The organism is Amycolatopsis sp. NBC_00348, from assembly GCF_036114655.1.
GTDB lineage: Bacteria > Actinomycetota > Actinomycetes > Mycobacteriales > Pseudonocardiaceae > Amycolatopsis.
In genome coordinates this window covers 3,683,205-3,706,260 of record NZ_CP107994.1, presented here as the reverse complement: position 1 = coordinate 3,706,260, position 23,056 = coordinate 3,683,205, and the positions used below count along the sequence as shown (strand labels likewise).

Annotated in this window: 22 protein-coding genes; 12 read left to right on the top strand and 10 right to left on the bottom strand. The window is 73.2% G+C overall.

Annotation, left to right across the window (positions count from 1 at the left end):
- Positions 1-117: 117 nt before the first annotated feature.
- The gene (locus OHS58_RS15760; protein WP_328648763.1) at positions 118-1,005 is read right to left on the bottom strand and encodes a carbon-nitrogen hydrolase family protein; all 888 of its coding nucleotides are present in this window, start codon (positions 1,003-1,005) and stop codon (positions 118-120) included.
- A 290-nt stretch (positions 1,006-1,295) separates the two neighbouring features.
- On the opposite strand from OHS58_RS15760, the gene OHS58_RS15755 reads away from it, so the two are divergent.
- From OHS58_RS15755 to OHS58_RS15735, 5 genes are read left to right on the top strand one after another with little or no spacing between them, the layout of a single operon-like run.
- A complete protein-coding gene (locus OHS58_RS15755; protein ID WP_328648762.1) occupies positions 1,296-2,933 on the top strand; it encodes a fatty acyl-AMP ligase in 1,638 nt (545 codons plus the stop codon).
- A complete protein-coding gene (locus OHS58_RS15750; RefSeq protein ID WP_247051305.1) occupies positions 2,926-3,189 on the top strand; it encodes an acyl carrier protein in 264 nt (87 codons plus the stop codon). Before OHS58_RS15755 ends, OHS58_RS15750 begins: the two co-directional genes overlap by 8 nt.
- Position 3,190: 1 nt before the next feature.
- Positions 3,191-3,505, top strand: coding sequence for a hypothetical protein (locus tag OHS58_RS15745; protein WP_247051306.1), 315 nt, complete (start codon positions 3,191-3,193; stop codon positions 3,503-3,505).
- Positions 3,505-6,726 carry a WXG100 family type VII secretion target gene (locus tag OHS58_RS15740; protein WP_328648761.1) on the top strand — a complete coding sequence of 1,074 codons (3,222 nt, stop codon included), beginning with the start codon at positions 3,505-3,507 and terminating at the stop codon, positions 6,724-6,726. Before OHS58_RS15745 ends, OHS58_RS15740 begins: the two co-directional genes overlap by 1 nt.
- Before the next feature lie 20 nt (positions 6,727-6,746).
- Positions 6,747-7,142 (top strand): hypothetical protein, encoded by a 396-nt coding sequence (locus OHS58_RS15735; protein WP_326949117.1) that lies wholly within the window; start codon positions 6,747-6,749, stop codon positions 7,140-7,142.
- A 172-nt stretch (positions 7,143-7,314) separates the two neighbouring features.
- On the opposite strand, the gene OHS58_RS15730 is transcribed toward OHS58_RS15735, so the two are convergent.
- The 3 genes from OHS58_RS15730 to OHS58_RS15720 all read right to left on the bottom strand — a co-directional run bounded on the left by OHS58_RS15730 (position 7,315) and on the right by OHS58_RS15720 (position 11,218).
- Complete coding sequence (locus OHS58_RS15730; protein ID WP_328648760.1) at positions 7,315-9,126, bottom strand: glycoside hydrolase family 15 protein; 1,812 nt, start codon at positions 9,124-9,126, stop codon at positions 7,315-7,317.
- Positions 9,123-10,532, bottom strand: coding sequence for a glucose-6-phosphate dehydrogenase (zwf, locus tag OHS58_RS15725; protein WP_328648759.1), 1,410 nt, complete (start codon positions 10,530-10,532; stop codon positions 9,123-9,125). The genes OHS58_RS15730 and zwf overlap by 4 nt, the downstream gene beginning before the upstream one ends.
- Before the next feature lie 113 nt (positions 10,533-10,645).
- Positions 10,646-11,218 (bottom strand): snapalysin family zinc-dependent metalloprotease, encoded by a 573-nt coding sequence (locus tag OHS58_RS15720; protein WP_326949120.1) that lies wholly within the window; start codon positions 11,216-11,218, stop codon positions 10,646-10,648.
- 250 nt (positions 11,219-11,468) lie between these two features.
- Here OHS58_RS15720 and OHS58_RS15715 point away from each other — a divergent pair, with 250 nt between their 5' ends.
- The 7 genes from OHS58_RS15715 (at position 11,469) to OHS58_RS15685 (ending at position 18,148) form a co-directional block, all read left to right on the top strand.
- Positions 11,469-12,668, top strand: coding sequence for an FAD-dependent oxidoreductase (locus tag OHS58_RS15715; protein WP_326953725.1), 1,200 nt, complete (start codon positions 11,469-11,471; stop codon positions 12,666-12,668).
- Positions 12,665-13,693, top strand: coding sequence for a Glu/Leu/Phe/Val dehydrogenase dimerization domain-containing protein (locus OHS58_RS15710; protein ID WP_328648758.1), 1,029 nt, complete (start codon positions 12,665-12,667; stop codon positions 13,691-13,693). Before OHS58_RS15715 ends, OHS58_RS15710 begins: the two co-directional genes overlap by 4 nt.
- A 137-nt stretch (positions 13,694-13,830) precedes the next feature.
- Positions 13,831-14,736 (top strand): ATP-binding cassette domain-containing protein, encoded by a 906-nt coding sequence (locus tag OHS58_RS15705; protein ID WP_328648757.1) that lies wholly within the window; start codon positions 13,831-13,833, stop codon positions 14,734-14,736.
- Positions 14,737-14,797: 61 nt separating this feature from the next.
- Positions 14,798-15,481 carry a hypothetical protein gene (locus OHS58_RS15700; protein WP_326953721.1) on the top strand — a complete coding sequence of 228 codons (684 nt, stop codon included), beginning with the start codon at positions 14,798-14,800 and terminating at the stop codon, positions 15,479-15,481.
- Positions 15,482-15,506: 25 nt separating this feature from the next.
- A complete protein-coding gene (locus OHS58_RS15695; protein ID WP_328648756.1) occupies positions 15,507-16,628 on the top strand; it encodes a sensor histidine kinase in 1,122 nt (373 codons plus the stop codon).
- Positions 16,625-17,269 (top strand): response regulator transcription factor, encoded by a 645-nt coding sequence (locus OHS58_RS15690; protein WP_328648755.1) that lies wholly within the window; start codon positions 16,625-16,627, stop codon positions 17,267-17,269. The genes OHS58_RS15695 and OHS58_RS15690 overlap by 4 nt, the downstream gene beginning before the upstream one ends.
- Before the next feature lie 39 nt (positions 17,270-17,308).
- Complete coding sequence (locus OHS58_RS15685; RefSeq protein ID WP_328648754.1) at positions 17,309-18,148, top strand: alpha/beta hydrolase; 840 nt, start codon at positions 17,309-17,311, stop codon at positions 18,146-18,148.
- An 83-nt stretch (positions 18,149-18,231) separates the two neighbouring features.
- Here OHS58_RS15685 and OHS58_RS15680 read toward each other — a convergent pair whose 3' ends face one another.
- The 6 genes from OHS58_RS15680 to OHS58_RS15655 all read right to left on the bottom strand — a co-directional run bounded on the left by OHS58_RS15680 (position 18,232) and on the right by OHS58_RS15655 (position 22,976).
- A complete protein-coding gene (locus OHS58_RS15680; protein WP_326953715.1) occupies positions 18,232-18,912 on the bottom strand; it encodes an SGNH/GDSL hydrolase family protein in 681 nt (226 codons plus the stop codon).
- A gap of 97 nt (positions 18,913-19,009) precedes the next feature.
- A complete protein-coding gene (locus OHS58_RS15675) occupies positions 19,010-20,035 on the bottom strand; it encodes a 3-oxoacyl-[acyl-carrier-protein] synthase III C-terminal domain-containing protein (RefSeq protein WP_247051314.1) in 1,026 nt (341 codons plus the stop codon).
- Entirely contained in the window at positions 20,022-20,444 is a 423-nt protein-coding gene (locus tag OHS58_RS15670) for a hypothetical protein (protein ID WP_326949130.1), read from the bottom strand. The genes OHS58_RS15675 and OHS58_RS15670 overlap by 14 nt, the downstream gene beginning before the upstream one ends.
- A 145-nt stretch (positions 20,445-20,589) precedes the next feature.
- Positions 20,590-21,213, bottom strand: a complete 624-nt coding sequence (locus tag OHS58_RS15665; RefSeq protein ID WP_328648753.1) for a hypothetical protein — start codon at positions 21,211-21,213, stop codon at positions 20,590-20,592.
- 183 nt (positions 21,214-21,396) lie between these two features.
- Complete coding sequence (locus OHS58_RS15660) at positions 21,397-22,047, bottom strand: response regulator transcription factor (protein ID WP_326953713.1); 651 nt, start codon at positions 22,045-22,047, stop codon at positions 21,397-21,399.
- The gene (locus OHS58_RS15655; RefSeq protein ID WP_328648752.1) at positions 22,032-22,976 is read right to left on the bottom strand and encodes a hypothetical protein; all 945 of its coding nucleotides are present in this window, start codon (positions 22,974-22,976) and stop codon (positions 22,032-22,034) included. The genes OHS58_RS15660 and OHS58_RS15655 overlap by 16 nt, the downstream gene beginning before the upstream one ends.
- Positions 22,977-23,056: the final 80 nt, after the last annotated feature.

Sequence of the window (23,056 nt, the reverse complement as noted above, 5' to 3'; positions counted from 1 at the left end):
CGTCCGAGTGATTACTCGGCTGGGGCGCGGCGAACACGGGGAGTGATGTGACCGCCACGGGATTCGACGGATTCGATTTCCTCGTCCAGCGGGACGGCGGAAGCTGTGCGTGGCCGGTCAGAAGGTGCCGCGGTCGTCGCTTCGCGGGTCGCCGCGGACGACGTGGTCGTCGTAGAGCCCGGCCCGCGCGGTGCGGCGCCAGGGTCGCGCCAGCTGGACCGCCGTGACGACGTCCGGGTCCGACAGCTCGAGGTCCGCGACGGCCAGACCGGGCTCCGGACGCGAAGGCGCCCGCGCGATCCACCGGCCCCCGGGCGCGACGACACCGGCGGGCACGGTGGCCGCGAACTGGGCGGGCACCGAGTAGCCGAGCCAGTAGCTGTACAGCGTCCCGTACGCCTGGGCGACCGTGGCCCGGGCCGCGTCGTCCACCATCACCGACACCAGGACGCAGTCGACGTCGAGGCGCTCGTACTCGGCGAACAGCTCGGGGAAGTCGACCTCGATGCACAGCGCGCAGCCGAACCGGACGCCGTCGACCTCGAAGACCAGCGGCTCGGTGCCGGGCGAGTAGAGGTACCGCAGCTCGGTGTTCGACAGGAACCGCTTGTCGTAGCGGCCGACGAGCTTTCCGGTGTCCGACACGACGTAGAGGCTGTTGTGCGGGCGGCTTCCGCCGCTCAGCGGGTGGATCGAGCCGAACGCGACCCAGATCCCGAGCCTGCCGGCCAGCTCGGCGATCGCCTCGGCCTCCGCGCGCAGCACCGGCCACGCCGCGCGCGTCCAGTCGGCCGGGCCGACCCGCTCCGGGCCGTGCACCGACATCACCCGCTTGTGCGGGTAGGTGATCGCCCCTTCCGGGAACTGCACCAGCCGGGCGCCCGCGTCGCGCGCCTCGACCATCAGCTCGCGCAGCCGGGCCGCCGACGCGCGGAGCGCCGTCACGTCGGCCGGATCTTCGACCACTTCGCTCTGGGCCACCGCCAAGCGGAACGTCCGCGCCACGACCCGAGCTTAGGCGGTGTCCTGCAAGTCAAGCTCGCGGTCTTCGCGCCCAGGCGGCCCCTGACGGCACGGGCGGGATCACCCGAGTACGGCCCAGTACGAGGGTGACCCGCCCGCGCCGTCAGGAACCACCTGGATCACGAAGCCCATCGAGCAGACTTGCAGGACACCGCCTAGGCGCTGCCGGAGCAAGCCGGGCGGCCCGTCGAACGGTCTTGCTCCGGCACCGCCTGGCCCGGCGGTGGCGCACGGTAGGTTGCCCGTATGCGTCCCGTCCGCCCGAGCCGCCGGTGAACGTGCCCGAAGAGGTGCTGCGCACCTCGATCGTCGAGCGCCTCTTCGCGCGTGCGGCCGACGAGCGCCCGCTGTTCACCCACCAGGACCACAGCGCCGGCGCGGAGCACACGCTGACGTGGGCCGAGTTCACCGCGCGGGTGCGCGTGGTGGCCGGCGCGCTGGGCCGCGTCGCCGAGCCGGGGGAGCGCGTCGCGATCCTCGCGGGCCAGGACCTGAACTACCCGCTCGCGTTCTTCGGCGCGCTCGCCGCCGGCCTGGTCGCGGTGCCGCTGATGGCGCCGGCGAGCCGCGGCCAGCGGGACCGGCTCACGGGCGTGCTGGCCGACTGCGGCGCCCGAGTCTGGCTGACGTCGTCGGCCGCGGCGGCCCGGGTGCGCGAAGCCGGCGATTTCGACCACCTCGTCGTGGCCGACGAAGTGTCCGGCCCGGGCGTCGATCCGGTCCCGGTGACGGCGGAAACCCCGGCGTACCTGCAATACACGTCGGGCTCGACGCGGGAGCCGGCCGGCGCGGTGATCCCGCACCGGGCGATCGTCGCCGCCTGCTGGCAGGGCAGCCGCGCCTACGCCGTCGACGAGGGCACGACCTGCGCCGGCTGGATCCCGTTCTTCCACGACATGGGCCTGATCCAGCTGCTGTGCCTGCCCGTCTTCGCCGGAGGGCGTTCGGTGTTCATGGCCCCGGCCGAGTTCGTGCACCGGCCGCAGCGGTGGCTGCGGCAGCTGCACGACTACCCGGCGGTGTTCACCGCCGCCCCGAACTTCGCCTTCGACCTCGCGGCCGACGCGGCGGCCGAGGCCGGCGACGACCTCGACCTGTCCGGCGTGCGGGTCGCGCTCAACGGCAGCGAACCCGTCCGGCCGCGCACAGTTCGGCGTTTCCAGGAGGTGTTCGGCCCGCGCGGGTTCCGCCCCGGGGCGCACTGCCCGTCCTACGGCCTGGCCGAAGCCACCGTCTACGTCACGAGCGCGGGCCCCGAAGGACCGCGCGGCGCGGTGTTCGACCGGGACGCCCTCGCGCAGGGCACCGCCGTCGAAATGGTCGACGGCCAGGAACTCGTGTCGGTCGGGCGTCCGGTCGGGCAGCGCGTGCGGATCGTCCGGGATGGACGGACGGCGCCCGACGGCGACGTCGGCGAGATCTGGATCCACGGCTCGAACGTGGCGACCGGCTACTGGGGTCGCGGTGACGCCGCCGCGTTCGGCGCCACGCTCGACGGCCTGCGCGGCTGGCTGCGCACCGGCGACCTCGGTGTCGTGCACCGCGGCGACCTCTACGTCACCGGCCGGATCAAGGACCTCATCGTCGTCGACGGCCGCAACTTCCACCCGCAGGACATCGAAGCGGCGGCGGGGGAAGCGCACCCGGCCGTCCGCCGGGACCGCGTCGCCGCGTTCGGCGTGGCCGACGACGCCGGCGCGGGTGCGGTGGTGGTGGCCGAGTGGGCGCGTGACATCGAAGGTGTGGATGTCAGAGAAGTGACCAGGGCGGTGCTGCGCGCGGTGTCGCGCGAACACGATCTCACGCTGCGTTCGGTACGTCTGGTCCCTTCCGGCGGACTTCCGCGCACTTCCAGTGGCAAGGTCGCCCGGTCGGCCGCCAAGGCGCGTTATGGTGACTTCCGTGGGTGATCACCGCGCCGAGGTCACGAAGGTCGTCAGCGAGACCTTCATGCTGGACCCCGCCGGCGTCGAACCCGACGCTCCCCTCGAGGAGCTGGGCATCGACTCCAAGGGCCGGATCAAGCTGCTGGCGGCGCTGGAGGTCTACTTCCGGGTGACGATCGACCTGGACCAGCTCGACCGGTTCACCGACGTGGGTTCGGTGGCCGAAGTGCTCACGGAAGCGCTCGCGGGCGCGACCGGCGGATCTGACGAGAGGCTCTGAAATGAGCGGGGGGTACACCGCGACGACCGACGCGTTGTCGTCGGCGTCGAAGAACATCGGCCAGCTGTCGGAACAGCTGCTGGACGACAACCCGGACCTGTCGAGCACGCCGGTCGACGCGGCCGGCTTCGGCCAGGCCCACGGCGCGCACGCGGCGAAGTACACCGCCGGGGTGACGGCGCTGTGGGCGGCGGTCAGCGGGTACAGCAGCACGCTGGGCTCGTTCGGCACGAACCTCGGCACCGCCGGCAGCAGCTACGGCGCGAACGAGGAAAACCAGTCGGGCGCGATCACCACCGCGGGGGCTGACCTGTAATGGCCAAGACCTGGACCGAGGTCAAGGCGGTGCTCGACGACCCGAGCGTGCCCGCCCAGACCAAGAGCGTGCTGATCAGCAGCTGGATGCGGGAGAACCCGCCGCCCCCGCCGTTCCTGGCCGACCAGGAACCGGACGACATCAAGGCGAAGCGGCAGGAAGCCGAGAAGCTCGCCACCGCCTACAACGCGAACCCGCTCTTCTCCGGCGTCCCGCTCGACGAGGCCTACGACACCGCCAAGAAGGCGGGCGACCAGGCCAGCTACAACGAAGACCAGGAGAAGAAGGCCGTCGACGACGGCAAGAAGAAGCTCGACGACACCAAGCCGCCCGCCTCGGACGAGTCCGGCGGTGGCGCCAGTACCGGCACGAAGACGTCCGACGAGATCTTCGACGCCGCCGCGCCCGCGCTCAAGCTGTTCGAGACGTTCGGCTCGCTGCTGGCGAAGCTCCCGGACGACTGCCGCGGCAACACCCGCGCGCTCGACGTGGACAAGGACATCCGGAAGCCGTTCGACGAGCAGCGCGGCATCAGCTTCCAGAACTTCGTCGAGGACGCCGCCCACTTCAAGACCGGCTCGACCACGGTGGACAAGACGGTGGAGAACACCGGCACCGAGCTGTCCAGCCTGTACCAGAGCTGGACCGGCGCCGGTGCCGACGCCGCGTCGGACACCTACAACGACAAGATCCTGCCCAAGGCGAACAAGCTGTCCCAGACCCTCGGCAACGCGGGCGAGGCGACGCTCAGCACCGCGACCACGGTCTTCCAGCTGTGCAAGGGCAAGGCCGACGCGGTCATCGGGATGTACACCGACCTGGTCGGCAAGGCCGACTACACGATGGCGCAGAAGGTCGTCGCGGTCGCCAGCGGCGAGCACGGCAACGAGCAGGACCTGGCCCAGATCGCGGGCTGGATGGACGCCAACTTCGGCACCAACCTGGTCAAGACGCTCAACGACCAGGGCTGCTGCGACGGCGACGAGATCAAGAAGCACGGCCAGGACCTGGCCAAGCAGTGGATCCAGAACCAGTTCAACCCCGACATGTGGGACCGGCTCTACCAGGGCTTCGCCAAGACCTGCAAGGACACCAAGGACCTCGTCGACCAGGCCTACGACGCGCTGGACAAGGTCATGGGCAAGGTCAAGAACGAGTTCGAGGGCGTCACGATGCCCGGCGGTTCGGGCTCGGGTTCCGGGTCCGGCACCGGTGGGTCCGGTGGCGGCTCGGGTTCGGGTTCGGGCAACGGTGGTTACGGCGGCGGTTCCGGCTCGGGTTCGGGCGGTGGCGGCTACGGCGGTGGCTCGGGCGGCGGTGACGGTTCGGGCTCCGGTGGTTCCGGTTCCGGCGGCTCCGGCTCCGGCTCGGGTTCCGGCGGGTCCGGCTCCGGCAGTGGTTCGGGCTCCGGCTCGGGTTCCGGCGGCTCGGGCTCGGGTGGCGGCGGCAACGTGCCGCCGATCCCGGACTTCGACACGCCGTCCGGTGCTTCCGGCGGCGGCTCCGGGTCCGGTTCGGGCTCGGGTTCCGGCTCCGGTGGTGGCGGTTCTGTCCCGCCGATTCCGGACATCTCCGGTGGTTCCGGTTCGGGCTCGGGCGGCGGTTCCGGCTCGGGTTCCGGTGGTGGCGGGCCGATGCCGTCCATTCCCGACATGTCCGGTGGCGGGGGCTCGGGCGGTGGCGACGACACGACGCCGTCTTCGACGCCGCCACCGTCGTCTTCGGACGGTCAGGAGGCCGCGGCCGCGGCGGCGGAGGCCGCCAAGAAGAAGGCCGCCGACGCGTTGAGCCAGTTCTCCGGCGAGGGCATCAAGACCGACGACGGCTCCGGTGCGGGCGGCCTCGGCGGCGGCGGTGGCGGTGACACCGGTGGTGGTGCCGGCGGCGGCAGCGACACGTCGCCGTCCGGGGCCGGTTCGGGCTCGGGAGCAGGCGGTGGTCAGGACGCGGCCGCCGCGGCGGCGGAAGCGGCGAAGAAGAAGGCCGCCGACGCGCTGAGCGAGTTCTCCGGTGAGGGCATCAAGACCGACTCCGGTGGCGGTTCGGGCCTCGGCGGCAGCGGCGGTGGCGACGACGCGGGCTCCGGCTCCGGTTCGGGCTCGGATTCCGGTTCGGACCCGGCCGCGGACGGCAAGGAAGCGGCCGAAAAGGCCGCGGAAGACGCGAAGAAGCAGGCGTCCGACGCCCTGGACAAGCTCGGCGGCGACGGCATCAAGACCGACCAGGACGGCGACGGCCTGCTCGACGACAAGTCCGACACCGACGGCGACGGCAAGCCCGACACCGACAAGGACGGCGACGGCAAGCCCGACGGCGACGAGAAGCTCGACCACCTGAAGGTCAAGCAGGGCGACAAGACCTTCGAGATGACCGAGCCGGACTCCGACGGCAAGATGGACATCAAGGTCGGCGAAGGCGACGGCCCGGCGAAGGACTTCAAGCTCGACTGGCCCGACGGTGACGCCGCCAAGACCGACCTCGGCGTCGGCTCGGACGATCCGGGGAAGCCGGACGCCGACGGCGTCTACCACCCCGGCGCGGACGGCAAGATCCACATCCAGGACGGCGACGTCAAGATCACCGCCGAGCGGCCCGACGGCGCGGACGGCCCGACGGTCGTGACCGTCGACGACGGCACCGGCAAGCCGACGACCTACACCCTCGGCGAGGACGACACGTCGCCCGGCGGCCTGGACGACGACGCCAGGAAGCACCTCGACGACGCGCTCAGCGGCGAGACCAGGGGCGACACGGCGTCGCACGCGCTCGGCGACACTCCCGACGCGAAGCCCGACGACCTGCCGAAGCACAGCGGCACCCTCGACGGGGCCGGCGCTTCGGGCGGCGGCGGGGGTGGCGCGCACGCGCTGTCCACGGCCGGTCTCGACACGGGTGGCGGCGCGGTGACGGGCTCGCTCGGCGAGTCGCCGTCGCTGTCCGAGGGCGTCCACAGCGGGGTGGGTGCGAGCCAGCAGCAGCCGGCGGCGCCCGCGTTCGCCTCGGCGGCCATGTCCGGTGCGAACGGCCAGGCCGGTCAGTCGATGGGCGGCGGCATGCCGATGGGCGGCATGGGTGGCGGCGGCCAGGGCGGCGGCGACCAGGAGCGCTCGAACCGCGCGTACCGGATCGAGGGCGCCGTCTTCGAGCCGATGGCCGAACCCACCGGCCGCATCGTCGGGTCGCTGGACGACGAGGAGCCACCGGCCCCCCGCCGGTGGTGAGCGCGGGCTGAGGAGGACGCATGAGCGACGAGATGGCGGGCATGAAGGCCGGCTTGGACGGCCTCGTCCGCGAACAGGCCGAGCGCCGCTCCCTGCGCGAGCAGCAGGGTGAGGAGATCAAGGCCAAGTCCCAGGAGTACATGACCAAGCAGGTGCAGGCGGCCGAGCGGTACGTCCAGCACGTGCGGGAGATGGCCAACCGCAAGACCAAGTCCGGCTGGGGCGTCCGCGACGACAGCGGCGGCCCGCAGAGCTTCGAGCCGGAGGGTTTCGCAGGGGAGCAGGGCGCGGGCGCGGCATCGCCGTTCGCCCCCACTCCGGCCCCGCCATCGGCCCCGGCGGAACCCCGCCGCGGCCGCCGCCACCGAGCAGCGGACACGGACGACGACGACGGCTTCGGCAACAACCCCTGGTAACCCGCCGGCGCCGCGATTCCTCGCCGATCAAGTTCGCCCGCTGATCACGCGAGTTCCGGCCCGGATCACGCGAGTCCCGGGCCTGGTCACGCGAGTTCCGGCCCGGATCACGCGGGATTCGGGCCGGATCGCGCAGGATCGCGTCGGACACGTGCCCGCCGCCGCAACCGGGCTAGGTGTCCAGGGCTCGGTCCAGGTTGAGGGCCGCGCTGATCAGCGCCAGGTGGGTGAACGCCTGCGGGAAGTTGCCCAGCTGCTCCCCGGTCAACCCGATCTGCTCGGCGTAGAGCCCGACGTGGTTGGCGTAGGTGAACATCTTCTCCAGCGCCAGCCGGGCGTCGTCGGTGCGGCCGGCTCGGGTCAGGGCCTCCACCCACCAGAACGAGCACAGCGAGAACGTGCCCTCCGAGCCGTCGAGGCCGTCGGGGGCTTCCTCCGGGTTGTAGCGGAACACCAGGCTGTCCAGCACCAGTTCCTCGCCGATGCGTTCCACAGTGGACAGGAACCGCGGGTCGGTGGGGGAGCAGAACTTCACCATCGGCATCAGCAGCAGGGACGCGTCGAGCGCGGTGCCGGGCTCGGGCTCGCAGTGCTGGACGAACGCGCCGATCTCCTCGTTCCAGCCCTGCTCCTGGATCCGGCCGTAGATCTCGTCGCGCACCGACGTCCAGCGTGTGAGGTCGGCGGGCAGGCCGCGGCGGCGCGCGACCCGGACCATCCGCTCCACCGCGACCCAGCTCATCAGCCGGGAGAACGTGTGGTTCCGTTGTCCCGAGCGGGTTTCCCAGATGCCGTGGTCGGGCCGGTCCCAGTTTTCCAGCAGCCAGTCCAGCATCGTGCACAGGCTCGCCCAGCTGGCGTGCGAGATGCCCTTGCCGTACTTGTCGAACAGGTAGATCGAGTCGATGACCTCGCCGTAGACGTCCAGCTGCAGCTGCTCGGCCGCGCCGTTGCCGACGCGCACCGGGCGGGAGCCGCGGTAACCCTCGAGGTGCTCCAGTTCGTGCTCGGTGAGGTCGGCGTCGCCGTCGATGGAGTACATCACGCGCAGCGGGCCGAGGTCGCCGTCGCGGTCGTCGGAGACGCGGTCGGTCAGCCAGCCGACGAACGCCTCGGCCTCGTCGGTGAAACCCAGGCGCAGCAACGCGTACAGCGAGAACCCGGCGTCACGCAGCCAGACGTGGCGGTAGTCCCAGTTGCGTTCGCCGCCGATCCGCTCCGGCAGGCCGAGGGTCGGCGCGGCGACGATCGCGCCGCTCGGCTCGTGCGTGAGCAGCTTCAACGTCAACGCCGAGCGGTGCACCATCTCCCGCCACCGGCCGGTGTAGGACGAGCGGGACAGCCAGTCGCGCCAGAACCCGACGGTCGCGTCGAACAGGTCCTGGGCCTCGGCCGCGTCGGCCGCCGGGTGGTCGGTCGTGTCGTCGGCGACCTCCAGCACGAACAGCTCCGTGTCGCCGGCGGGGACGTCGAACTCGGCCGTGGCCGCGCCGTCGCCGGTGTCCAGGGTGACCGACGAGTCGAGGCAGACGCGCACCTCCTTGCCCTGGAAGGAGAGGCGACCGTCCTTCTCGGACACTTCCGGGACGTCGCGGCCGTAGTCGAAGCACGGCCGGACCCGGGTGCGCATCCGGACGTGCCCGCGGATGTTGACCACCCGCCGGACCAGCCGTTGCCGGTGCTCGACGTCGTGCGGGCGCAGGATCGGCATGAAGTCCTGCAGCTCGACGATGCCGTCCTCGGTGAGGAACCGGGTGATGAGGATGTTCGTGTCCGGGAAGTAGAACTGGTGGCGCGCGGTGACCTCGCACACCGGTGCCAGCTCCCAGTCGCCGCCGCGCTCGGCGTCGACGAGCGCCCCGAAGACGCTCGGCGAGTCGAACCGCGGCGCGCAGAACCAGCTCACCCGGCCGTCGGTGCCGACGAGCGCCGCGGTGCGCAGGTCGCCGACCAGGCCGTGCTCGGCGATCGGCAGGTAGGTCACTCGGGCACCCGCCAGCCGCGTTCGCCGGGCAGGCGCAACGCCGCTTCGGGGCCCCACGACCCCTGCGCGTACGGCTGGGTCTTCGGCGGGTTCCGCAGGACGGGCTCGCAGACCTGCCAGAGCCGTTCGATCTCCTCGGCGCTGCTGAACAGCGTGTGGTCGCCGCGCATGACGTCGAGCAGCAGCTTCTGGTAGGCCTCGAGCGGCTCGACGCCGTCGAAGGTGCCGGCGACGTCGAGGGTCAGCGCGGCCTTGCCGACGGACAGGTCCGCGCCGGGCCGCTTCGCCCGCAGCTCCAGGGTCAGCTGCGGCTGCTCGGTGAGCTCGAAGACGAGCTCGTTGCCGCCGCCGAGGTCGTCGGCCCCGGTGAACATCGCCAGCGGCGGCTCCCGCAGCCCGATGGTCACGGTGCGGCGGGTCTGGGCCAGGGCCTTGCCGGTGCGCAGGTAGAACGGCACGCCCTGCCAGCGCCAGTTGTCGATCCGGGCCTCCAGCGCGACGAACGTCTCGACGTCCGAGGCGTCGTCGACGCCCTCTTCGTCGCGGTAGCCCTCGTACTGGCCGAACACGACGTCGCCGGGGTCGAGCGGCCGGAGGCTGTGGTAGAGCTTGTGCTTCTCGGCGCGCAGCCACTCGGCGCTGATCTCCGGCGGCGGTTCCATCGCGAGGAAGCCGAGCACCTGCAGCAGGTGCGTCGAGACCATGTCGCGGAAGGTGCCGGTCGACTCCATGAAGGCCGCGCGGCCCTCGATGCCGATCGACTCGGGGATGTCGATCTGGACGTAGGCGATGTGGTCGTGGTTCCAGAGCGACTCGACCAGGCCGTTGGCGAAGCGGAACACGAGGATGTTCTGCACCGCCTCCTTGCCGAGGAAGTGGTCGATCCGGAAGATCTGCTCCTCGGTGAACACCTCGTGCAGCGCGGCGGTGAGCTCGCGCGACGACTCGAGGTCGCTGCCGAACGGCTTCTCGAGCACCAGCCGGGCGCCGTCGGCCAGGCCGGTCTCGCCGAGCATGCCGACCATCCCGGTCATCGCGCCGGGCGGCACCGAGAGGTAGAGCAGCGTCCGGGCGTCGCCGCCGAGGCTTTCGCGCTGCTCGCGGACGTGTCCGGCCAGGTCGGCGCCGTCGTCGGCGGAGGAGACGCGGAAGGAGAGCCGCTGGGCGAACTCGCGCCAGGCGCTGTCGTCGAAGTCGTCCCCGAGGTTCTCACGCAGGGCGTCGCCGATGCGGTCGCGGAACTCGTCGTCGGTGCCCGGCGAGTGCCGCCCGGACCCGACGATCGCGAACCCGTCGGGCAGCATCTTCGCGGTGTAGAGGCGGAAGAGCCCGGGGAAGAGCTTGCGGCGCGCGAGGTCACCGGTGGCTCCGAACAGGACGAGCACGTGGGGCTGCGGTGTCTGCACGTCCCGATCGTCGATCACGCGCGCCGGTCCCGCACGTCGAGCGCGGGCGCGGGGGATGCCGAGCGGCCCCCGGGGAGCGGATCCCCGGGGGCCGTCGGTGGTGCCGGGGCCGGTCAGAAGGTCAGGACCGTGCCGTCCTCGTAGATGCGCTGCTCCGGCGCGTTGTTCGCGGCGAAGCCGTTGGCCCACAGGGAGTTCACCCGGCTGCGCTCGGCCGAGTTCGGGACCGCGGTGCGGCAGGACGTGCCGGGGCCGCCACCGGACATCAGCTCGGAGCACGGGCCCGAGTAGTGGTCCGGCAGGCCGAGGGCGTGGCCGGTCTCGTGCGCGGTGATCCGGACCGGGTAGTACTGCTGGGCCTGGGTGTAGTCGATGAAGATGGTGCCGCTGCCGTGGCCGTTGGTCTGCGCGTACGAGCCGCGGGCGTCGTTGCCCTCGACGTAGCGCAGGCTGGCGCCGGAGGCCCGCTCGACCAGCTTGACGTTGGTCACGCTGCTGTTCCAGTTCGCGGCGCCCTGGTTGATCTGCGAGCGGAACGACGGGGCGCCCGACGTGCTGTAGTACACCGTGGTGACGGCGGCTTCCTGCTGGGTGGAGGCCGGTGCGGCGGTCGCGGTGCCCGCGGCGAGCGGGGTGAGGGCGATCGCGAGCGCGACAGCGCCGGTCAGAGCGAACTTCCTGGACATCGGAAGACTCCTCGTTGGGGGGACGGGGATTTGCCGGATTTGCGCGCGCTTGGGGAATTTACCCCGTGGACACACACCGCCGGAGCCGACTTCCGTAGGGCCTCGCGATTGGTGATTTCCCAACACTATCTGCGGGTTGACAAGCCGAAGGTGGGCGACACCTTCAGGTGAACGGCCCGTGGACCACCCCGCCGGCCCGGTAGTGATCTAGGGGCCGGGTGCGACCGCGCCGGCGCCGAGAGGGGTGGGGATGGACGGCCCGGTCGACCTGATCGTCGTGGGCGGGGGAGCCGTCGGGCTCGCCACGGCCCACGCGGCGGCCAAGCGCGGCAGCACCGCGCTGGTGCTGGAGAAACGCGAGTTCTTCCACGACGAGACGGCGTCCGGGGGCACGTCCCGGCAGTTCCGGCTGCAGTACGACGACCCCGCCGTCTCGCGGCTGGTGCTGGCGTCGCGGCCGCTGTGGGCGGAGCTGCAGGAGCGCACCACCGAGGACCTGGCCACGCGCACCGGCTGCCTCTGGTTCGGCGACCCGCACGCGCCCGGCGCGGAAGGGCAGATCGACGCCGTTCTCGCCGTGATGACCGAGCTGGACCTGCCGTTCGACCGGCTCACCGCGGCCGACGTCACCCGGCGGTTCGGCTTCGCCGGCATCCCGGACTGGTGGACCGGGTTCTTCCAGCCCGACGGCGCCGCGACCAACGTCAAGGCGACGCTGCGCGCGTTCCACCGCGCGGCCGCGGCGTCCGGGCGGGTGGCGCTGCGGCGCGGCCAGGAGGTCGTCGCGATCCACACCGGCGACGGCGGGGTGCGCGTCGAGACCGCGGCCGGGGACTCCTTCCACGGCGCCAAGCTGGTGATCGCCGCCGGCCCGGAGACGAACGCGGTCCTGCGGCTGCTCGGGTTCGAGCTGGCCACCACGACCTGGACCATGGTCTCGGCCTGGTTCCGCACCCGCGAACCCGCCGGCGAGCTGCCCACCTGGATCACGTTCCAGGCGCCGCGGACCGGCGATCCCGGGCTGTACTACGGGTTTCCGGAGCTGGCCTGGGACCGCCCGGGCTTCGTGCGCGTCGGCGTCAACCACCCGGCCGCGGTCTCGGCCGAGCCGCCGTCGCGGCGCGAGGTGGATCCGCGGGTCGTGGCGCAGATGGGGCGGTGGGTGGGCGAGCACCTGCCGTGGCTGGACCCGGCGCCGGTCGACGCGTCGGCGTGCCTGTGCGGCCTGCTGACCCGGCCCGAGCAGCCCGGCGCGCTGGCCCGGGAGCTCGTCGTCGACTTCGCGCCCGGCCTCCGGGACGTCGTCGTCTGCGCCACCGGCTGGGTGTTCAAGATCGCTCCGCTGCTGGGCGAGGTCTGCGCCGACCTCGCGCTCGACGGCCGGACCGCGCACGACATCACCCCGGGCGCGCTGCACCCGGACCTGTGGCGCGCGGGGGCGTTGCGATGAGACCGGTGGTCGAGCGCGTCCGCACGGCCGAGGGCGTGCCGGTGTTCGTGGTGCGCGACGGCGACCCGGCGGCCGGTCCGGCCAACGGCGGCCTGCGGCTGCTGCCCTACGACAGCGAACGCCGGGCGCTGGCGGACGGCCTGCGGCTCGCCCGCCGCATGACGCTCAAGCACGCCCTGTACCGCACCGGGTTCTCCGGGGCGAAGCTCACCGCCGTCGCCGATCCGTCCACAGTGGACCGGCGCGCGCTGCTGCGGGCGGTCGGCGACGTGCTCGACCGGCACGCCGGGCGGCTCTACACCGGCTGCGACATGAACACCACGGCCGCGGACATGCGGGTCCTCAGCGGCCTGACGCCGTACGTGCTCGCGGCCGTGGACAGCGCGGTCGACGCGAGCCTCGCCACCGCGCACGGCATCGTCGCGGCCGTGCGCCAGGCCGCGGGCGGGGCCGTCGCGGACCGGGGTGTGCTGGTGCACGGCGTCGGGAAGACCGGGGCCGCGGTGGCCGCGCTGCTGGCGGCCGGCGGCGCCCGCGTCACCACCTACGACCACGACCCGGCCGCGCCGCTGCTGCCCGGCTGCACCGCGCTGCACCCGCTGTCGGCGTGGTGGGCCCGGCCCGAAGAGCTGCTGGTGCTGTGCTCGGCGTCGGGGGTGGTGGACGAGCGCGTCGCGCAGCGGCTGCGGTGCCGGGTGATCGTCAGCGGCGCGAACTGCCCCTACACGAGCCGCGAGGTGGCGCGGATCCTCGCGCGGCGCGGCATCCTGGGCGTCCCGGACGTCGTCGCCAACGCGGGTGCGGTCATCGGCGACTCGATCGAGCACCACCAGCCCGAGCGGTTCCGGACCGGCCCGGCCGACGAGGTGTACCGGTTCGTGGCGGAGACGGTCGCCGACCGGACCGCGGACCTGCTGCGACGCAGCTCGGGCGCTCCCGATCGGGTGGGATCGGCGCTGGCCGAGCTGCTCGACGACGCCCCGGAAACGGTCTGCGGCCTGCGGTTCGCCCCGGCGCGCGTCTAGTACTTTCCGCTTATCCCGGCAGAGCCGAATCTCCGATGTGCGAGGGCGCCCGGACGGCGATCGTGGAGTCATCAGCCACGATCCCGTGAGGAGAACCCGATGAGCCCGCTAGCCGCCGCTGGTGAGCCGGTGCGGCGATGATCGTCGCGGAGGGCCTGACACGGCGCTACCGCGGCGGCGCCGGCGTCGAAGACCTGTCGTTCACCGTGCGCCCGGGTGTCGTCACCGGGTTCCTGGGCCCGAACGGCGCCGGGAAGTCGACGACCATCCGGCTCATGCTCGGCCTGGAGCGCGGCGCGGGCCGCACGACGTTCGGCGGCCGCACGTACGCGCAGGTCGCGGACCCGCTGCGCGCGGTGGGCGTGCTCACCGACGCGAGCGCGGTCCACCCGGCCCGGACGGCTTCGGCGCACCTGCGGATGGTCGCCGCGGGCGGCGGTCTCCCGGCCCGGCGCGTCCGCGAGGTGCTGGCCGCGGTCGGGCTGGAGTCCGTGGCGAGCCAGCCCGCCGGCCGCTTCAGCCTCGGCATGAAGCAGCGGCTGGGCCTGGCGACGGCGTTGCTCGGCGACCCCGCGTATCTGATCCTCGACGAACCGGCCAACGGCCTCGACCCCGAGGGTGTGCGCTGGATCCGCGACCTGCTGCGCCGCCTGGCCGGGGAAGGCCGGACGGTGCTCGCGTCGTCGCACCTGCTGGCGGAGATGTCCTTGCTGGCCGAGGACCTGATCGTGATCGGCGACGGGCGCTTGGTCTCGGCCGGGCCGCTGCCGGAGTTCGTCGCGCGGCACGCCCACGCGGACGTCGTGGTGCGCACGGGTGGCGCGCCGGCGTTGATGGTCGCCCTGACCCGCGACGGCCTGCGGGTGCGGCAGGAGGCCGCGGGCGAGCTGGCCGTCGACACCGCCGACACCGAGCGGGTGGCCGCGGTGGCCGCGCGGGCGGGCATCGGGGTGCGGGAGCTGTTCGTGCGCCGCAGCGGCCTGGAGGACGCCTTCCTCGCCGCGACGGCCGCCGCGGTCCGGCACCGAGGGGAGTCGTCGTGAGACGCGGCGAAGCGGCACTTTCACGTGAAAGTGCCGCCAAGCCACAGCGGAGGGAGCTGTCGTGAAGAACGCCGTGGCCTACGAATGGATCCGCGCCCGCTCGCTGCGCTCGACCTGGCTGCTCCTGCTCGCCGCCGGGGTCCTGCAGTTCGCGTCCGGCCTCTACTGGGGCCTCAAGCGCGACCTCGGCGACCTCGACGCCTTCACCTCGTCGTTCGGCCTGGTCGCGCGGCTCGGGGCGCTGCTCGTCGCGGCCGTCGGCGTCGCCGCGTTCGGGCTCGACTTCCAGCACGGGACCCTCGCCACCACGCGGCTCGTGCTGCGCTCGCCCGCCCGGATCGTGGCCGCCCGGGCGCTGGTCACCGGCGGGCTCGGGCTGCTCGGCGGGGTGCTCATGGTGGTGCTCGCCGCGGCCGGGGTGCTGGCCGGCGGTGGGGCCCGGCCCGCCGACGCGGGGGCGGCGGGCCGGGCCATCGCGGCGGTGCTGCTGCTGACCGTCCTTTCCGGACTCGCCGGCGTCGCGCTCGGCGGGCTGCTGCGGCACACCGCGGCCGCCATCGGTGTGTTCGCCGTCTGGACGCTCGTCGCGGAGACCGCGCTGGCCGCGCTCGTCAAGGTGCCGGTGACGGCGTTGCCGTTCAGCGGCACCGCCCTGCTGCGCATGCCGGGGCCCGCCGTGTTCGCCGCGCTGACCGCCGTCGCCCTGGTCGCGACGGGTTTCACCCTGGCACGTCGTGCCGGGTGAGCGGGCGCGCCCTAACCTGGTCCCGATGCGATGGCTCAAGTGGTGGGACGGCCGGGTCGCGCTGCTCGCCCTCGACGTCGCGGTGGCGGCGGCCGTGATCGTCGTCACTCTGGCCGGCGGCGACCCGCGGGACCCGCACCCGGCGCTCTACGTGCCGGCCGTGATCGTCTCCGCGCTGGCGCTGCTCGCCCGCCGCCGGTGGCCGTTCCTGGTGCTGCTCGTGGCCGTGGGCTGCCTCTTCGCCGGCGTGACGCTGCTGCCGATGACCATCGCCCTCTACTCGGTCGCGGCCCGGCACGGCGTCAGCGTCCTGACCGGGGTCGCGATGGTCGTCACCGTGCTCGGCGGGCGCGTCCTGCGGGTGGTGGCGGAGCCGGCGGACCTGCTGACCCTCGTGGTCGTGCTGGGCATGTTCTCCGTCGGCCCGGTGCTCGCCGGGCTCTGGATGCACCAGCGCGCCAGGCTGCTGGCCGTGCTGCGGGAGCGGGCCGACGAGGCCGAGCGCACCCGGACCCTGCGCGCCGACCAGGCCGTCTTCGCCGAACGACGGCGGATCGCGCGTGAGATGCACGACGTCGTCGCCCACCGTGTGACGGCCGTGGCGCTGCAGGCGGGCGCGCTGTCCCTGCGCGCCCCGGACGAAGCCACCGAGCGGACCGCGGAGACGATCCGCGCCGTCAGCGCCACCGCGCTCGAGGAGCTGCGGGGCATCCTGCAGGTGCTGCGCGACGACGTCCCCGAGGCCTCGAGCCCGGGTGCCGGGCTGCTCGCGTCGCTGGAGGACCTGGTCGAAGAGGTTGCCGCGACCGGCGCCCGGGTGGAGCTGAAGCTGCCGGACCCGCTGCCCGCGGTGCCGGACCAGGTCGGCCGCGCCGTCTACCGCGTCGTGCAGGAATCCCTGACCAACGCGGGGAAACACGCCCCGCACGCCGCCGTCGACGTCCGGCTCGCCACCGAGGGCGACCGGCTCGTGGTCGAGGTGACCAACCGGCTCACCCCGCACCACACCGGCGTCCCGGGATCGGGCTACGGCCTGGTGGGCATGCGCGAACGCGTCGAACTGGCCGGTGGCGAGCTGAAGACCGGGAAGACCGGTGACGGCCGCTTCCGCGTGCTGGCCGGATTCCCCGTGCAGGAGGCGGAGTGACGATCAAGGTCGTGCTGCTGGAGGACGAGGAGCTGGTGCGCAGCGGCATCCGGATGATCCTCGAGTCGGCGGGGGACGTCGAGGTCGTCGCGGAGGACACCAACGGCGCGCGGGCGGTCGAGCTGACCGACCGGTACCGCCCCGACGTCGTGCTCACCGACGTCCAGATGCCGAAGGTCGACGGCATCGAGGTCGTCCGCCGGCTGGCCGGCCACCCGGCGGCGCCCGCGGTGGTCGTGCTGACGACGTTCGACGTCGACGAGTACGTCTACGCCGCGCTGCGCCACGGCGCGGCCGGGTTCCTGCTCAAGGACACCCCGCCCCGCGAGCTGGTCACGGCGGTGCGGGTGGTGGCCCGCGGCGAGGCGATGCTGTCGCCGAAGATCACCAAGCGGCTGCTGGCGGACTTCGCGACGGGCGGCGCGGGCGAGCAGGCCCGTGACCGGCTGGCCGCGCTGACCCCGCGCGAGCACGACGTCGCCGTGCAGATCGGCCGCGGCCTGAGCAACGGCGAGATCGCCAAGGCCCTGGTGGTCAGCGAGTCCACCGTGAAGGTCCACATCGGACACATCATGGCGAAGCTCGAGGCGGCCAACCGGACCCAGGTGGCGATCCTCGTCCACGACGCCGGGCTGGGCTGAGCCACCCATCGCCGGGCGGGCCGGCTCCGAACCCCGGGTATGAGGCTCCGGGACTGGCTCGCGGCGATGGTCATGCACGGCACCGCGCGGTGGACCGTGCGCTACGGCGACAACCTGCGCTTCGCCGGGACCGACCTGCCGGCGCCCTCGGTGGTCCGGGCCCCGACCCGGCACGGACCGGTCCGCGTGCACGTCTACCGTCCCGCCGGCGATTCCGGCGGCGCGTACGTCCACTTCCACGGCGGAGCCTGGCTGATGCGCTACCCGGCGATGGACGACTGGTGGTGCCGGTACGTCGCGGCCACCGCCGGGGTCACGGTGTATAACGTCGATTACCGCTGCGGTCCCTACGCCGCGTTCCCGGTGGCGCAGCACCAGTGCTTCGACGTCGCTTCGTGGGTCGCGGCGGACCGGGTCGCCGTCGGCGGGTTCTCCTCCGGCGGCGGTCTCGCGGCGGCGGTCTGCCTGCAGGCGCGCGACGCCGGTGGGTGGCGGCCGCGGCTGCAGGTGCTGGGCGTGCCCGCGCTGGACCTCGCCACCGACCCGGACCCGGCCGCCGGCGGGATGATCTCGCCGGGCCTGCGCGACCTCGTCCGCCGGGTGTACTTCCCGGACCCGGCGACGCGGCGGCACCCGTACGCGTCCCCGCTGCTGGCCGACGACCTCGCCGGGCTGCCGCGGGCGGTGGTGCTGACCGCCGAGCGCGACGCCCTGCGCGCCGACGGCGAGAACTACGTCTCCCGGCTGCGCGCGGCGGGCGTCGAGGTGCTGCACGACCGGACGCCGGGGGTGGACCACTACTTCCTGACCGAGGACCCGGAACGCGCCCGCACCACGATGGCCCTGGTGGCCGCCGAAATCGCCCGCGCGGTCGCATAACGCGCGCCGACCGTGGGGCTGGGCTTCCGGGTCTGCCGCGGCTTGTCGTGAGTGGTTAGGGCGGTTAGAACCGCCCTAACCACTCACGACCGGGAGCCGGGGTAGCGGGCCAGGCACGCGCGGACCGGGCCTTCGAAGAGCCCCGCCATCCGCTCGTAGCCGACGTCGTTCGGGTGGAACCAGTCGTCGGCCAGGCTGCCGCGCAGCGGGCCCAGCGCCGGGCCGCGCAGGTCGGCGACGTCGATGCGCCCGGCCGCACCCGCTCGATCCAGCAAGGCGTTGACCGCCAAGGCCTGCGTATTGCCCTGCGGCAGCGTGGCGACGACCGAGCGCCCCGGCGGGAGCCGGTCCAGCAACGCCTCGAACCGGGCCGGGACGTCGCGGCGGCGGCCCCGGGTGAGCATGTCGTTCGCGCCCACCAGCACGGTGACCAGCGCCGGGGTGGCCGGGAGGCGCGGGAGCTGGTCGTCGAGCACGTCCTGGACTCGCGCGCCGGACGCCGACAGGTTGACGACGGCGAACGGCTCGCCGAGTCGGGCGTTGAGGCGCGGGACCCAGCCGCCGTCGACGTCGTGGGCGCCGATGCCCTGGGTCATGGAGTCGCCCAGCGCCACCCACAGCGGCCGGCCGGACTCGAGCGCGACGCGGTTGGCCGCCGCCCAGGCGAGGGCGAACGGTTCCTTCTGCGCGCGGACCCGGCCGATGCCGGGCACCACCTTGGCCGAGACGTCGAGCAAGCGGCTCGACCACGTCCGACGCGGCACGGGCACGTCCCTTCGGAGAGCGGTTTCCCGGGATTCGGTGCCGGTCGCGCCCCGGATGGGGGTGGTTTCGGCCACCCCCATCCGGGTTCGGCGGGGTTCAGCAGAGTTCCAGGACCACCGCGGTCCACGTCATGCCCACGCCGATGCCCAGCAGCAGCACCGTGTCACCCGGACCGGCGTCGCCGCCGGCCAGCAGGTGCTCGAGCGCCACGACCTGATCGCTCGCGCCCAGGTGGCCCACCCGCAGCCCGAACTCCGTCATCGTGCGGTCCTCGGTGATCCCGAGTGGACGCAGGATCTGCGTCTCCACCAGCCGCCTGCCGTAGTGCGGCGCGCAGATCTTCGCGATGTCCGGCAGGTCGACCCCGGCGTCGGAAAGCGCTGTCTTCACGACCGTCGTGACGGCGTCGCCGTTGCGGGTCGCGACGTGCGCCGGCCCGCCCTGGCGGCTCAGCCACTGGCGCTTGCGGCGGCGGATGTCGATGCCCCGGTGGGCGGCGACGCTCGCCGCGCGGAACGGCTCGTCCCCGCGCTGCAGGCCTTCCAGCGACGGGTCGGTGTACGACGCGATCGCCCGGATCCGGGCCAGGCCCGGCCGCCGGGTGAGCACCACGGCGCTGCCCGCGTCGCCGTAGACGATGCCGATGTCCGTGCTCCAGTGCGGGAACCCGGGCGCGCCGAACCGGTCGCCGGCCGTGATGAGGGCGGCTTCGTGGTCCGGGCGGCCGCGCAGCACGCTGGCCGCGACATCGATCCCGGCGACGAGGCTGTTGCTCATCGCGCCGAGCTCCAGCGTCAGTCCCGGCCCGGCGCCGACCCCCAGCTGGTCGCGCACGTACGACGCGGCGTGCCAGAAGTCGATGCCGGAGTGGTAGATCCCGGCGTGCAGGCACAGGCTCGGCCAGACCGGCTCGCCGGTCGTGGCGCGGGCCTGCGCCAGTGCCTGCCGCCCGGCCCGGACGGCCAGTTCCGGGCCGGGGCGTTCGGCGACGGCGGTGGACAGCTGCCCGGTGCGGGCGGCGTCGTCGTGGGTGAACTCCCCGGCCGCGATCGGCGCCGAGACCGGGATCAGCGCACCGACGTCACAGCCGATCCCGTTGAGGTACAGGTCATCGAGCCGCATCGGGGGTCACCTCCCGGTGGGCGAGCACGGCTTCGATCTCGGACAGCGTGTCGTCGATGTGCAGTGGGGGAGCGGAAACGCACCCGGCGGCCGCCAGCTCGGCGGCGACGGCGTCGGTGGTACCGCCGGTGAACCGGTGGAACCCGGCGAAGCGGGCCTGCTCGGTGCCCGGAACGGCGATGGCCAGGTGCGCCCAGCCCGTTTCGCGGTCCCAGCGCACGATCAGCCGGGTGGTCCCGGTGGTCGGGCGGGTGTCACGAAGCACCTGCGTCAACGTCGTGGCGGTCAAGGAACTTCCTTTCGGCACGGCGAAGCGGCGCGCGCCGGAGACGCGGGCCGCTTGAGGAGTGGCGCGGGCCGCGTCGTCGGGGCTCGCGAGGAACGCCGCGAAACGTACCGCGATGATCACGGCCGCCGGAGCACCCCCGGATACAGACAGTGATCAGCGCGGCTGATAAGGAAGCTCAACCATGCGTTTTTCCGAATATAGCTCGATTTCCCACTCAGTGGATCATGAGGTTCTTTCGCGTGGTTGTCACCGAGTGTGATCGGTGTCAGTTTTTCCAGACGATCGGCGCCTTGTCGTAGCCGTCTCCCTTGTCGAAGGTCGCCGCGGCCACTTCGGAGCCCTCTCGCGCACCTTGCAGCGTGCAGGTTTCGAACTTCGCGCCCGGCGCGGCGAACTCTTTGGGGGCGGTGCCCGACTTGCACTGGTCCGTGCTGCCCGTGATGATCACGCCTGTGGACCGTCCATCGGTGCCGAGGGCGCGCAAGCTCACCGAGGCGTAGGAAAGGTCGGCCCCGTCGACGTTCTCGATCGACGCGCGCAGGTAGTACGGCGTGATGCCCTTCGCTTTGTCGCCGTACTTGGCCAGATCGGCGTTCGCGCCCTTGTCGATGGCCGTCACGGTGATCGCGATGGTGCCGGACTTGGTCGTGCCGTACTTGAACGGGACGACCGCGCGGTCGCCGACCTTCAGCTCGGTGCCCGGCTTCGTGGCGTCGCCCGCGGGGGAGGCGGCCGACGACTCCGCCGCGCTCGTCTCGGCCGGTGCCGCTGAAGACGGGGCGGCCGGTACCGCGGGCGCGGCCGTTCCGGATTCCCCGCCACAGGCGGAAAGCAGGAGGGCGGCGGCAGATCCGGCGGCGGCGAGCAGGGTGGTGCGGACGTGCTTCATGGATCTCCTCGTGCGGCCCGCCGGACGGGTTTCCGGCGCGGGCGAGGAGCCGGGCGAACGCCGCGATCACGCCCCCAGGGCGGTCGCGGCGGCCCGTACGGGGCACCCGCGCGGCTCCGTCGCCGGGAACGTAGCCCCTTTCGGCGGTGTCCGGTGTGGGCCGTTCGCACCACACGCGGGGGGTCAGAGGTCGTCGACGCCGATCAGGCCGTCCTGGATGGCGCGCGCGACGAGCGCGGCCTTCGTCGGCGCTTCGCGGCCGATGCGCGCGTACTTGACGCGGATGCGTTCGAGGTGGGAGTTCACGGTGCTCGCCGAGATCCCCAGCCGGTGGGCCACGAACTCCTTCGACTCCGACTGGAACCACTCGACGAGCACCTCGGCCTCCCGGGCCGAGAGCGCGGGCCGCGTCTCGGAGCGGTCCCCGGCGAGCGCGCCGGCCAGCGACGGCGGCGTGTAGGGCCGGTCCAGCGCGGCGGCCCGCGTCGCCTCCACGAGGTGTCCCGCCCCCTCCGCCTTGGTCAGGTAGCAGAGCGCGCCGAGTTCGAGGCACCGCAACGCGACGTCGTCGTCGGCGCGCATCGAGTAGACGACCACGCGGCGCCCGGCCTCGGCGAGCCGCCGCAGGTCGCCGAACGCGGGCCCGGGCCCGCCGAGGTGCAGGTCGAGGATCACGACGTCGGCCGTCGCGCCGTCGCCGAGCCACGCGACCTTGACGTCCTCGCCGTCGGCCACGACATCGATCGGCGGGTCGCCGCCGGCCAGCCAGTACGCCACGCCGGCACGCACCGCCGGGTGGTCGTCGACGACGACGGCCGTCACGCGGGTTGCCATCGCGCCTCCATCCAGGTCTGCCCGTCCTGGGTGTGGGACGTGACGACGACGCCGGTCGCTCCCGCGAAATCGTGGCCGTCGCCCGTGGTGTCCGCCACAACGGCGACCCGCACCAGGCCGGGTGTCCGCAGCACGCTCACCCGGGCCCGCGTGCGGGCGCTGGTCAGCGCGGTGAGGACCGGGCCGGTCAGGTGGCGGCGCAGCGCGGGCGGGACGTCGACGGGATCGCCGCTGACCGCGAGCGTCACGGCGACCCCGCGCCGCTCGGCGACGTCGAGGCAGGCGGTGACCTCGTGGACGAGCGGGTCGGGCACGTCGTCGTTCTCCGCGAAGAGCCGCCGCAGCTGCGCGGCCGCGAGCGCACACCGGGTGCGGGCGACGTCGCTTCGCGGGTCGACGGTGCCGTCGGCGAGCCCGGCCAGCAGCGGCAGGGTCGCGCCGAGCTGTTCGGCGAACCCGGCCCGCAGGTCCCGCCCGGCCTGCCGCGCGAGGGCGGCGCGGGTCTCGAGGCGCTCCCGCTCGGCGGCGACGGCGGTGGCTTCGCCGGTGCGCCGATCGACCAGCCGGATCAACCCGCCGATGGCGAGCTGGAACGCGGTGACGGCGAACAACACGATCGCGGCGTCGCCGACTTCGGTCCGCGCGGGCGTCCCGGCGAGCAGGAACTGCGCGACGCTGACGGCGGCGTGCAGGCCGAGCGCGCCACCCAGGAGCGCCGGCCGATCGGACAGCAGGACGAGCAGCAGCCACCCGACGAGCCCGAACGACCAGTGCCGGTCCCGGAAGAAATCATCGGCGGGCACGACAGCGGTGGCAGCGCTGGACGCGGCGAGTACAAGGACGGTCCCGATGGCGGCAACGACGCCGGGGAGCGGTCGCCGCCGGAGCAGCCAGAAGGCGGCGGTCGAGGTGACGACGGCGAAGGTCACGTAGGCGACACCGGCGGCGAGGGAGGGATGGCGGAGCAGGGGAGCGAGGCAGAGTCCGATTTGGACGATGGCGGCAACGC